Source organism: Syntrophorhabdaceae bacterium (assembly GCA_035541755.1).
Classification (GTDB): domain Bacteria; phylum Desulfobacterota; class Syntrophorhabdia; order Syntrophorhabdales; family Syntrophorhabdaceae; genus PNOF01.
The window spans coordinates 1-11995 of record DATKMQ010000009.1 but is presented as its reverse complement, the minus strand read 5'-3'; the positions used below and the strand labels follow the sequence as shown (position 1 = coordinate 11995).

The following is an 11995-nucleotide window of genomic DNA, read 5'->3' as shown; positions in this document are numbered from 1 at the left end:
CGAGGAAGATAAAGACTTAAGCGGCATAAAAAGAGGGGACATGTCCAAGGAGGAAATTGAGCGGGTGTTGAGGATGGTGGATCTGTCTGAATACAAGAGGAGGCAATCTCCCCCCGGCATTAAAATAACACCCAAAGCCTTCGGTAAAGACAGGAGAATGCCGATCACCAATAAGTACAAGGCAAACAGGTGAATTCCTCTGTCTTGAAGCCTGTTGTCCTTAATCCCGTGCCCTTGACCGAGCCCCATATCTGGTCAGCCAGAATTCGAGCTGTCAAAAAGACATGCCTTAACAGAGTTTATATCCGAACTTCCTCAAGAGTTCTTTCCTTGCTTTTTTGTCCTCTTCCTGCTCGATCCCTTTTGGTCTTGACCCGTCGACAACACCCATGATGCCGCCGCCCTGTTCGGTCTCGGCCACGATGACCTCAAGGGGATTGGCCGTGGCGCAGACGATGTGGCAGACCTCCTGGCATGCTTTGACCGCGTTTAACACATTGATCGGAAAGCCGTCCTTCATGAATATGACGAATGTGTGGCCGCAGCCAAGGCTGAAAGAGGTTTCTGAGGCAAGCTTCATGAGCCCCTCGTCGTTGCCCTCGTACCGCACCAGACAGTGTGTGCTTGCCTCTGAGAAGGCGACGCCAAACTTGAGCGAGGGTGACGAGCCTACGAGAATTTCGTACATATCTTCTACGGTTTTCACGAAATGAGACTGGCCGATGATAATGTTAAGCCCTTCCGGAATGTTGATTTTGATCGTTTTAATCTCCATACTCCCTCCTCTGTAAGGTATCTGTGTCGCCTCCAGGGCGTCTCGCCTTTTCTTTATTTGAACGGTTCTGTCTTATCGAAATCGGGCACAAACAAGGGCGCGCTTTCGAGTTCCTGAATAAAGACGTTGTCAAACCCCTCGCTCACCAGATAATCGACCACTTCATCGTATTCTTCCTGTCGTATCTTTCTTGCCAGCAAGTCCACCGTGTGCGCTCTGTGAACCGGATAATACTGTGACATGAGGCTTATAAAGGTGCCTGTGCCAAGATTCTTAGCCGCCCACCCGAAAACCTCTTGAGAGCCGGCGAGCCCGCCGGGGAGCACGAGATGTCGCATGATAAGGCCCCTCTTCGCTACCCCCCTCTTAACAATCAGGTCACCGACCTGTCGCTTCATCTCCAAAATGGCCTCCCTGGCGGAATCGGGATAGGACAAGGACACGGGGACACCGGAAAGCTTCTCTGCAACTTGAGGGTCGGCGTACTTAAAATCAGGAAGATAGATGTCGATCAATCCATCGAGCAGTTTCAATGCCTCAACATTTTCATAGGCGTTCGTATTATGGACGATCGGTATCTTAAGACCCCGCTCGCGGGCGGCCCGGATCGCCACCGCGATATGCGCCGTATACGGCGTTGGACTTACCAGATTAATATTGTGACATCCCCGTCCTTCGAGATTAAAAAACAGGTCCGTCAGTTCCTCGATTGATATCTCCTCTCCCATGCCATCATGGCTTATCTGATAGTTCTGGCAGAATATACACCTTAAGTTGCAGAACGAAAAAAAGATCGTGCCGGAACCCAGTCTGCCGGAGATCGGAGGCTCCTCGCCATGGTGCGGCCCGTAATGGGCGATTCTGACTTTACCTGCGGCGCCGCAAAACCCTCTCTCACCTGCCGCCCTGTCGGCCCCGCACCGGCGGGGACAGAGTTCGCATCTTTCAAGCATGCTTAACACGTCCTGCATACGCCTCTCTTATAGTAAGTCGGTTTATTGATAAAAGGGGGTTTCCGCGATCTCTTTAATATTCAAATTCACGAACTGCTCCCCCATCTCCTGCCTTAACACCGGGGACGCGATGAAATAGATATTCTCGGATCGCGGAATAGTCAGGTCCTGCTGGATGTAGCCGTACCACGTCCTCTTGTTTCTGTCCACGATCTTCACCCGCCCGCCGCTCATCGGCGTTACCCTTGACGGGTTAAAAGCCATATTGGGGCGTGGATTTCCTATACCGAAAGGCGACAGTCGGTCCATGTGCCGCATAAGCTCGGCGGTCAGTTCTTCAAATTCCGCCCCGGTGTCGCAGAAAACCCTGGGTCTGCCTGCGTCACTGACCGTTTCCGCGCTTTTTTCAAAGGCGTCGGCAAAATCGCTTAAGTTTTTTTCAACGAGCGACACCCCGCAGGCGTATTTGTGCCCTCCATATTTCAGAAGCATGTGAGAGAGGGAGGAGATGGTTTCATAAAGGTCCATCCCGCCCACACCACGTCCGGATCCTTTCCAGACATCATTCAGTTTTGTGATCACGATGGCTGGCTTTTTGTGCATTTCTGCGAGCTTTTGCGCCACGATACCGAGAATGCCGATGTGCCATTTTTCGCTAAAAACAACGATGGTCTTCCTATGGTCCACCCCGTCTCTCTTGAGCATGGCAAGGATCTCCTTAAGCGTCGCCTCTTCGATCCGCTGTCTGTGCACGTTGGCCTGCTGGAGCTCGGAAAGACGCATAGCGGCCGTGGCCTCGTCGGCGGCCGCGAGAAAATGGAGGGACTTGTCCGGATTTGAGACCCTGCCCGTAGCGTTGATCCTGGGCACGATAATAAAGCCCAACGCAAATTCATCGATGATGCCCCTTGTTATGGCCCCGCTTTTGAAAAAGGACTTGAGCCAGGCCTTTGGGTGCTTGTTCATGATCTCCATCCCGTGCTTTACCATGATCCGGTTGTCCCCGGTCAGAGGCACCATGTCTCCGATGCTCCCGATCGCCACAAGGTCAAGCTCCCGCTTTAGGTTTATGCTCTTCAGCAAAAGCCCTTGTCTGTGTATTTCTCTTCTCAAGGCAAGAAGAAAGAAGAAGACCGTTCCGCACGCTGCCAGGTCTCGCGTGGGAAACCGGGAGTCTTTCCGCTTGGGATTGATTATGGCGTGGGCGTCGGGTAATGTTTCCCCCGCCTCATGGTGGTCTATAATGACCGTATCGATGCCGTGAGCAGTCGCGTAGCCCACCTCATCTATATTAGAAGAACCGCAATCGAGGCTGATCAAGAGCTTGACGTTCTTCTCCCGAAAGAGGTCTATGGCGGCTACGTTTAGACCGTAACCCTCCTGGCGTGTCGGTATGTACGTAATGGGATCCATATCGAAATGCTTCAAAAAGTTCATCATGAGGACGAGCGACGTCACCCCGTCTGCGTCATAATCGCCGTAGAGGCATACCGTCTCTTTTTTCGTAACCGCCTGTATGACCCGCGCCACCCCTTTCTCCATATCGGGCATGAGGGACGGGTCGGAGAGGTCTTCGAGTCTGGGGTTAAGAAAAAGGCTCGCCTCAACCGGGCTTTCGATACCCCGGGCCACGAGAATTCGTGCAATAAGGTCGGGCACATTCAAATCGTCTGTAATCGACTGAATCGATTTTGTCTTGTCGTTCCGGTTTGCATCCATGTCCGTCTTCTGTTGAGGGGTCTTATCAACCATCAATTATTCCCATGATCTGTTCCACTCTGCGATATCCGTTGTTTTCGAGATACGCACGGACCCCTGTGATGGTCCTGGGTATGGCATAGGGGTCCCCAAAGGTCGCAGAACCGACTTGCACTGCGCTCGCGCCTGCCATGAAAAACGAAATCGCGTCATCTGCATTCATGATACCCCCCACGCCGATGATCGGTATCGAAACCACCTGTGCACATTCATGAACAGCCCGAAGGGCTATGGGCTTTAACGTCGGCCCTGAAAGACCGCCTTTAATCGGTATCCGTTTTCTTTTCAGGTCTACGACGAGGGCCGGCATAGTGTTGATGAGCGTGAGCCCGTCCGCACCAGCCTTGGAAGCCGCGAGTGCCACCTCCGCAATGTGCTTGACCTCAGGGGTCAATTTGGCAAGAATGGGTATGCCGGTGACTTCCTTAATCCTCTTGACGATCCGATAGACCATATCAGGGTCCTTGCCGAAGCTTATCCCCCCCGCCTTAATGTTGGGGCACGAGAGGTTCATTTCAAGCGCCACAACCAGAGGATGCGGCTTTATGCTCTCCGCACAGCGCACATACTCCTCTTCGGTGAAACCGAAAAAATTGATGATGACGGGGGTCTTTTTCTTCCTGAAAAAGCTGAAATGTTGGGCAAAGAATTTCTCCACGCCCATGTTTTGAAGGCCAATGCTGTTTATCATGCCTGACCGTTCGTCCCAGACCCTTGGTATGGGGTTCCCGTGGTGCGGCGTCAGGGAAAGCCCCTTGGTCACGTAAGCCCCGAGAGTCTTAACCCCCCAAAGGGCTTCGATTTCGCTCGAGTAGCCGAGGGTACCGGAGGCGTTCATCACGGGATTCCTCAGTGTTTTGCCGAATAATTTTATAGAGATACTTGCCATAAGTCGAAAACAGGCCCCTCTTTGCACGCCCTTTTATAGGGCTCCTCCACGTCAGTCGTTTTTACCACACAGCCGAAACAGAGTCCGAGCCCGCAGGCCATGTGTTCTTCCATGAGCACCTGACACGGCGTCTTTGATGCGCTTATGCATTTTTTCAAGCTTTTCACCATGCCGTGAGGTCCGCACGTGAATATTTCTATATCCCCTAACGCGGAAGGTTTGATCTCACGTCGAAACAGCGACACGACGTCGCCCTTAAACCCCCGTGACCCGTCGAGGGTGGCGATGGCGGGGTTAAAATCCATAATGTCCTTCATGACGGCGAGCTCGTCCTTATGCGCGCACCCGTAGAATATCCGGGCCTTGCGCCCAAGGCTCTTCGCAAGCAGGTGCACTCCCGCGACACCAATGCCGCCCGTTATCACGACCGGCTTTGACCTCTTTGGCGCGGCAAATCCGTTACCTAATGGCCCGAGAACCAGGGTTTTCTCGTTCTTTTTCGCGCGGCTTAACGCATCCGTACCTTTACCTACCACCCTGTACATGATCGAAATGGTCTCTCTCCCGTAATCAAAGATGCTGAAGGGCCTCCGCAAGAAAAGCTCTCCCCCGGGCACCTTCAACATGACAAATTGGCCGGGCTTCACCTTCCACATAGGCCCTGCGAGCTTGAGCTTAACTAGGAAATAGTTTGAAACCACATGTCGGTTCTCGATAATCGTTGCAACTTTATCATCCACGATTTTCATTCCTCTTCCACGTCTTTGGTGCCTAATCTTCCTGTCCGGTGAGCGTAAGTCGCATGACGAACGCATCTTCACCCGTTTCGGGATAGTATCGCTTTCTCCTTCCTATTACTTCAAAACCGAACTTGCTGTAAAGTCCTATGGCCTCTTTGTTGTGTTCCCTTACTTCCAGGTAACATTCTGAAATGTGGCTCTTTTTCAAAAGTTCTACGGTATGGGACAGAAGACGCGCGGCATAGCCCTGCCTTCTCTTGAGCGGGTCAACGGCAAGATTCATGATGTGGGCTTCCACGCTAACAGCGTAAAATATTATGTAGCCGACAATCCTCTTGCCAAGCTCAAGCACAAAACCCTTGGAAATGTCTGAAACAAGCGTCTCTCCGAACATGGCGCTGCTCCAGGGAGCGATGAACGATTTTTTCTCTATTTCAAGGGTCAGACCGACATCGCGGAGGTGCATTTCCCTGATTATTGTTTGCGCGTCGTTATGCTCCACGGGTCTCTTCATGGCTTCGTAAGGCGAGTGGCTAAGCCCTCTCACGTCTTCGCAGGAATTGTCTTGCATATGGTCAACCATCGCCTCGCCCTGTGATAAGGCAAGATTTTCGCCGATCCTTGGGCTTCGCCTCGTCCCTCTCCCCCGGACACTCGTTTCGTCCGCGCTCTCGAGGCGCACGAGGTGTTCCATCTGTACCTTTTACCATCTTTCTGTCCCATTAGTAAAGACAGAAGAATCCGGCCGGGCGCGCCGTATCGAGCTCGCCGTTCGGGAACGTTGTTGTTTTACGAGGATTGCGCAGAAAAGGCTTACTTAGCCTGTAAGGTCTATGAAATTCTTAAGGAGTTTGAGCCCTACCCGCTGGCTCTTCTCCGGGTGAAACTGGCAGGCGAAGAGATTGTCCCTCTCAACCGCGGACGCAAAAGTTTCTCCGTAGACGGTCCTTGTGGCCACGACGTCTTGCTCCTCGGGGCTGCAGTAATAGGAGTGCACAAAATAGAAATGTTCGCCGCTTTCGATACCCCTTAGGATCTCTGTCTTCTTAACGACTTCGATACTGTTCCACCCCATGTGCGGCACCTTTAAGTCTGACCTGAAACGCGGAACAGTTCCCTTGAGGACGCCCATGCCCGCAACTCCCGGCGCTTCCTCGCTCGATTCAAAAAGCACCTGCATGCCAAGGCATATGCCGAGATATCTTTTCCCTTGTTCAATCATCCCCTTGATCAAGCCGATCAGGTCAAATTTCTCGAGGTTCTCTATGCATTTGCCGAAGGCACCAACGCCTGGCAAAACGATCGCTGCCGCATCCTCAATAATCTTTCGTTCCCGCGTGACAATCGCACGGGCCCCCAGCTTCTCAAGGGCGTTCGTCACGCTTCTTAAGTTACCCATACCGTAGTCTATGACTGCTATCAAAATCTCACCGCCCTCAAGCTCTTTTACATCTTGTTGTCCGGTTATTCGGTTACAGAACGCCTTTTGTTGAAAGGACCCCTTTGATGCGTTGGTTCTTTGCCGCGGCATCCCTTAAGGATCTCCCGAAGGCCTTGAAGATGGCTTCGGTTTTGTGGTGCAGATTGCTCCCGGTGAGGAGGTTGACGTGAATTGAGACCCTCGCCTGGTTTACGAACCCCTGAAAGAACTCTTTGACCACGTCCAGATCGAAATCTCCTGTCCTTCCGGCTATCCTGCCCTTCCAGACCAGAGTCGGCCTCCCTCCAAGGTCACAGGCAAACATGCAGAGCGCTTCGTCCATGGGGATGATGGCGTAACCGTAACGCTCTATCCCCTCGGACGGCCCCAGGGCATCCTTTAAGGCCTCTCCCATGGCAATGCCTATGTCCTCAACCGTATGATGGTAATCAACCTCTATGTCGCCCTTGGCCTTCACTTCCAGATCGAAGAGGCCATGCTTGGCGAAGAGACTCAGCATATGATCGAAAAAGGGGATTCCCGTTGATATCGTATAGGTGCCACTGCCGTCAAGCGTCCATTTTATCGTTACAGAGGTCTCTTTGGTCTTTCGTTCTACCTTGGCTTTTCTTTCCATGCGCCCCCCTATACGATGACCTTGTTGAGCGGGTATTCTACGATACCCTGGGCCCCGGCCCGTTTCAGGTCCGGTATGATGTCCCGCACAACCTTTTCGTCGAGGATCACCTCGATAGCCACCCATCCCTTGTCGGAGAGGTTAGAAACTGTGGGCGTGTGGAGCGAGGGGAGTATGCCGATAACCTGCCCCAGCTTCTTCGCAGGTACGTTCATCTTGAGGCCCACCTTTTCTTCGGCAACGAGTGCGCCTTTCAGCAGGATGACAATATTCTCCATCTTCCGCTTTTTCCAGGGATCGGCCCATGCCTTCTTGTTGGCCACGAGCACGGTCTCAGATTCAAGGATCGTATCGATAATGCGCAGGTTGTTCGCCGTAAGCGATGCCCCGGTTTCGGTCACTTCAACGATGGCGTCGGCAAGGAGTGGGGGCTTCACCTCTGTCGCCCCCCAGGAAAACTCTACCTGAGCGTCTACGCCTCGTTTTTTCAAATAGCGTTTGGTAAAACCCACGAGTTCCGTGGCGATCTTCTTGCCCTTGAGATCCTCGACCTTCTTAATCTTTGAGTCCTGGGGAACCGCAACAACCCACTTTACGCCCCTGAAGCCCACCTTTCCGTATTTGAGCCTGGTGAGTTCCACGACCTTCGCGTCTTGCTCGAGCACCCAATCCCAGCCTGTAATGCCAAGGTCAAGTATGCCCTCTTCAACGTAGCGGGCCATCTCCTGCGCCCTGATGAGAAGCCCCTCGATCTCCGGATCGTCAATGGCGGGCACGTAGGAGCGTTCTGCCACTTTTATGGTATAGCCCGCATTCTTGAAGAGCCTGAACGTGGTCTCCTGCAGGCTCCCCTTGGGCAACCCTATTTTCAATTTCATCTTAAAAGCTCCTTGCGCGTTCTGATCGCTTCGCCGTGGGCGAACAGGCCTTCGATATGGGAGAGCCGAATGGCCGCCTCCCCGTACGTCTCAACGAATGACTTCTCTATTGTAACAACTACCTTTCGTTTTGTAAACCGGTCCACGCTTAAGCCTCCGCTGAATCTGCCGGCCCCGCTTGTGGGCAACACATGGTTCGTGCCGATGTAGTAGTCGCCCATGGCTACCGTGGTATGCGGGCCCACATAGATAACGCCCGGGTAGCGCACTCTCTTTACTTTCGTTCTGTCACCTATAAGCTCCATGTGTTCGGGGGCGAGTCGGTTGATCGCCTCAATGGCTTTGTCAATGTTCCGGTAGTACGCAAGGAAGCCGTTCTTATTGAGCGCCAACTCAACGACCTGCCTTCTCCGGTTAGCTGAGATCAATCGCTTTATAGACCGTTCAACCTCCTTCAAGTGGTCTTTGGAGGCGGAAAAAAGACCTGTCAGAGCCATTTCGTCGTGCTCTGCCTGAGAGAACATGTCCCAGGAAAGCGCCTCTGGCGAAAACGGTTCTGTGCAGAGAATCATAAGCTCCGTTGGTCCTGCAAGCATATCGATACCAACGCTTCCGTATACGTCCTTTTTCGCCTCTTCCACGTATGCGTTTCCCGGGCCGACTATCATGTCGACCTTGGGAATAGGACCCACGCCATAGGCGAAGGCGTATATCGCCTGCGCGCCGCCTACTCGATAGACGTGGCGGGCGTTGAGGAGCGATGCCGCGGCGCATATGTAGGGGTTGACCTTTCCGTTCTGCGCAGGCGTTGCTATATATATCTCTTTCACGCCGGCAAGTTTGGCGGGCACAACCCCCATGATGAGCGATGAAGGGTAGGCAGCCGTTCCCGCCGGAACGTATACCATGGCCTTCTCCACCGGTACAAACTCCTCGTGAACGGAAAGCCCTTTCCTTTTGTATGTTCTGCTTCCCGGTTTTTGACCTTTGTGATACGAAGTTACGTGCTTTATCATTCCTTTGAGCACGGCAACATCCTCTCTCGAAATTCCTGATGCGGCTCTTCGGATCTCTTCCGGTGAAAGCTTGAGAGGATAGTTGCGATCCCACTGGTCCCATTTGCGAGAGAACGCCACCAGGGCTTTTTCTTTTTTCTGGAGGACTTCCTGTTTGATTATTTCTACGGCGGCACCGACGTTCTGCTTCTTTTTCTCTCTGCCCTGAAGGATAAAAGAAATGAACCTGTCGTACTCTTTCTCAAGATCCCAGACTCGCATCCTTCCTCCTCTCGATCTTTGCCCCGAGCCCTTGAAGCTTCTCTTCTATCTTTTCGTACCCGCGGTCTATGTGGTATATCCTCGAAACCTCGCTGGTGCCGTATGCGGCGAGCCCCGCTATGATGAGCGATGCGCTGGCGCGCAGATCTGTTGCCATCACCTTGGCGCCCGATAGGGCCTCGACCCCCTTGACGATGGCCGTATTCCCGATAACCCTTATGTCCGCACCCATCCTTCTTAATTCCGCTGCATGCATCATCCTGTTTTCAAATATGGTCTCCGTAACGGCGCTCACCCCCTTGGAAACGCACATCAGGGCCATGGCCTGCGCCTGCATATCCGTGGGAAACCCCGGATACGGCGCTGTTTTGATGTCAACGGACTGAGGTCTCTTTCTCGTCATGGAGGCTTTTATGGTGCCTTGCTCACAATCGATTTCCATACCTGCTTCACGAAGCTTTTCAATAACCGTCTTTAAGTGTTCGGGCGCAGATCCCTCGATGGTTATGCTGCCCCTCGTCATGGCGCAGGCGGCGAGGTATGTGCCGGTCTCGATTCTATCGGGGATTACCTCATAGGTGCAGGGCGCAAGCTCTTTCACGCCCCGTATTTTTATGACTTCCGTGCCTTCGCCCTCAATTTTGGCGCCCATTTTTTTCAACATCCTCGCCAGGTCGACCACCTCGGGTTCGCGGGCCGCGTTTTCAATTATGGTTTCGCCTTTGGCGAGCGATGCCGCCATAATCATGTTCTCTGTCCCGCCTACCGTTACCGTATCGAAGGTTATGCGCGCCCCCTTCAAGCTCTTGGCCGTTATTTCTACATAGCCCTCCTTGATCTTCACCTCACAGCCGAGCGCCGATAAACCCTTCAAGTGGAGGTCGATGGGTCTCTCTCCGATCGCGCACCCTCCCGGATAAGAGACCGTTGCCCTTTTCAGGCCGCCGGCGAGCGAACCGAGCACGAGCTGGGACGCCCTCATTTCTTTGACCAGTTCGTAAGGAGCTACGTGGTTGTTGACCCCTTCCGTATCAATCTCCACGGTGCTCTCGTCGAGCCAGGTGCTTGTCCCACCCAGAATGGACAGGAGCTTAAGCATGGTGCTCACATCCCTCAATCGCGGAACGTTGCCTATTTTGTATCGCCCTTTCTGCAGAATTGTTGCGGCGATGAGCGGTAAAACGGCGTTTTTTGAGCCGCTTATTTTGACTTTTCCCTTGAGTCTTTCCCCACCTTCTATGACAAATTTATCCATGATCCGATAAGCACCCTTTCTGTTCCGGCGTAGTCATTTTTCACAACCACCTTAAGTCCCGCTGACTCAAACATGCCTTTTACGGCGCTCGCCTGCTCGCCCCCCCCTATCTCGCAAAGCATGTATCCGTGCCTCGCGAGATGCGCCGGCGCCTCAAGCGAAAACCTTTTGTACACTTCGATGCCGCCCGGACCCCCCGCGAGAGCCGTCTTCGGTTCATAGTCTTTCACGTCCTTCGCAAGCAGGTCCCATTCTTCGCTCGCTACATAGGGGAGGTTGGAGAGAATCATGTCGAATTTTTCTGTCTGTCTGATGCCGGCGAATAGGTCGGAACAGACAAATACTGCTTGTTTATCTACCCCGAGCGCGCGGGCATTCTGCCTGGCTACCGTGAGTGCGGCTAGGGACACGTCCACACAGACAACTTCCTTTCGGGCCCTTCTGGCTATCGTCAACCCTATGGCGCCCGATCCGGTGCCCATGTCCACGATCCGGCTCAACTCTCTTCTCTCGCCCAGGATAGTGAGTGCCTCTTCCACGAGAACTTCGGTCTCCGGTCGCGGCACAAGCACATTCGCGTCCACGATGAAATCTTCCGAATAGAACTCCCTCTTCTTGGTAATATAGGCGAGCGGTTTTCCGTTGCGTCTCTGGTCGAGAAATCTTTCGATCTCCTGAAGCTTCACCTGGTCTATTTCTGTGGTGAGACGAGTAAGGATCTGTTCCTTGGTCGATGAGCACACAAAACAGATAATGCTCAAGACATCCGTCGTGGACATCGCCTTTTCCCTGAGAATGATATCCCTGGCGTGCACGCTCGCCACCTATCCTTTCTTCAATGCTTCTGCCTGAAAGTGGGCGTTGAGCGGGGATACGAGATCGTTGAGATTGCCGTTGAGCACGTCGGGAAGCTTATAGAGGGTGAGGCCTATCCGGTGGTCGGTCACGCGTCCCTGCGGGAAGTTATAGGTCCGTATGCGCTCGCTTCTATCCCCGGTTCCCACCTGTTTGCGTCGCTCCTCGGATATCTCCTGTTCCTTTTCGATTTCCATCTTTTCCTTGAGGCGCGCCCGTAGCACCCTCATGGCCTTTGCCTTGTTCTTGTGCTGCGATTTCTCGTCTTGACAGGTAACAACCATGCCCGTGGGTATGTGGGTCAGGCGTACGGCCGAGTCCGTGGTGTTCACGTGCTGGCCGCCCGGGCCGCTGCTCCGAAACAAATCGATGCGGATTTCGGCCGGGTTTATGGTGAGCTCCAGTTCTTCCGGTTCGGGAAGAACCGCCACGGTCACTGTGGAGGTGTGTATGCGTCCCTGGGCCTCCGTATCGGGGACTCTCTGCACCCTGTGAACACCGCTCTCATGCTGAAGCATGTTCCAGGCATCTTTGCCTTCGATCACAACAATGACCTCG

The 11995-nt window shown here is 53.3% G+C and carries 14 protein-coding genes; 1 reads left to right on the top strand and 13 read right to left on the bottom strand.

Annotated elements, in window-relative coordinates:
* Window positions 1-193, top strand: a 193-nt coding sequence (locus tag VMT62_00610; GenBank protein HVN94907.1) for a hypothetical protein, incomplete at its 5' end; no start/stop codon positions are given.
* Window positions 194-289: 96 nt separating this feature from the next.
* Here the strand turns inward: VMT62_00610 and VMT62_00605 are convergent.
* The 13 genes from VMT62_00605 to VMT62_00545 form a co-directional block, all read right to left on the bottom strand.
* Window positions 290-775, bottom strand: a complete 486-nt coding sequence (locus VMT62_00605; protein HVN94906.1) for an adenosine-specific kinase — start codon at window positions 773-775, stop codon at window positions 290-292.
* Window positions 776-828: 53 nt separating this feature from the next.
* Window positions 829-1746 (bottom strand): radical SAM protein, encoded by a 918-nt coding sequence (locus VMT62_00600; GenBank protein HVN94905.1) that lies wholly within the window; start codon window positions 1744-1746, stop codon window positions 829-831.
* Window positions 1747-1770: 24 nt separating this feature from the next.
* Complete coding sequence (gene recJ / locus VMT62_00595) at window positions 1771-3480, bottom strand: single-stranded-DNA-specific exonuclease RecJ (protein ID HVN94904.1); 1710 nt, start codon at window positions 3478-3480, stop codon at window positions 1771-1773.
* Window positions 3473-4375, bottom strand: coding sequence for a dihydroorotate dehydrogenase (locus VMT62_00590; protein ID HVN94903.1), 903 nt, complete (start codon window positions 4373-4375; stop codon window positions 3473-3475). Before VMT62_00590 ends, recJ begins: the two co-directional genes overlap by 8 nt.
* A complete protein-coding gene (locus tag VMT62_00585; GenBank protein HVN94902.1) occupies window positions 4357-5115 on the bottom strand; it encodes a dihydroorotate dehydrogenase electron transfer subunit in 759 nt (252 codons plus the stop codon). Before VMT62_00585 ends, VMT62_00590 begins: the two co-directional genes overlap by 19 nt.
* A gap of 31 nt (window positions 5116-5146) precedes the next feature.
* A complete protein-coding gene (gene rimI / locus VMT62_00580) occupies window positions 5147-5809 on the bottom strand; it encodes a ribosomal protein S18-alanine N-acetyltransferase (protein HVN94901.1) in 663 nt (220 codons plus the stop codon).
* Between the two features lie 123 nt (window positions 5810-5932).
* Window positions 5933-6646, bottom strand: a complete 714-nt coding sequence (hisH, locus tag VMT62_00575) for an imidazole glycerol phosphate synthase subunit HisH (GenBank protein ID HVN94900.1) — start codon at window positions 6644-6646, stop codon at window positions 5933-5935.
* Window positions 6588-7172: an imidazoleglycerol-phosphate dehydratase HisB gene (gene hisB, locus VMT62_00570; GenBank protein HVN94899.1), complete on the bottom strand. Its 585-nt coding sequence runs from the start codon at window positions 7170-7172 to the stop codon at window positions 6588-6590. Before hisB ends, hisH begins: the two co-directional genes overlap by 59 nt.
* Window positions 7173-7180: 8 nt before the next feature.
* Window positions 7181-8050: an ATP phosphoribosyltransferase gene (gene hisG / locus VMT62_00565; protein ID HVN94898.1), complete on the bottom strand. Its 870-nt coding sequence runs from the start codon at window positions 8048-8050 to the stop codon at window positions 7181-7183.
* The gene (hisD, locus tag VMT62_00560) at window positions 8047-9327 is read right to left on the bottom strand and encodes a histidinol dehydrogenase (protein HVN94897.1); all 1281 of its coding nucleotides are present in this window, start codon (window positions 9325-9327) and stop codon (window positions 8047-8049) included. Before hisD ends, hisG begins: the two co-directional genes overlap by 4 nt.
* On the bottom strand, window positions 9308-10582 hold the full coding sequence (murA, locus tag VMT62_00555; GenBank protein ID HVN94896.1) for a UDP-N-acetylglucosamine 1-carboxyvinyltransferase: 1275 nt from the start codon (window positions 10580-10582) through the stop codon (window positions 9308-9310). The genes hisD and murA overlap by 20 nt, the downstream gene beginning before the upstream one ends.
* Window positions 10564-11397, bottom strand: coding sequence for a peptide chain release factor N(5)-glutamine methyltransferase (prmC, locus tag VMT62_00550; GenBank protein HVN94895.1), 834 nt, complete (start codon window positions 11395-11397; stop codon window positions 10564-10566). The genes murA and prmC overlap by 19 nt, the downstream gene beginning before the upstream one ends.
* Window positions 11398-11406: 9 nt before the next feature.
* The coding region (locus tag VMT62_00545; protein ID HVN94894.1) for a peptide chain release factor-like protein at window positions 11407-11995 on the bottom strand (589 nt) is incomplete at its 5' end.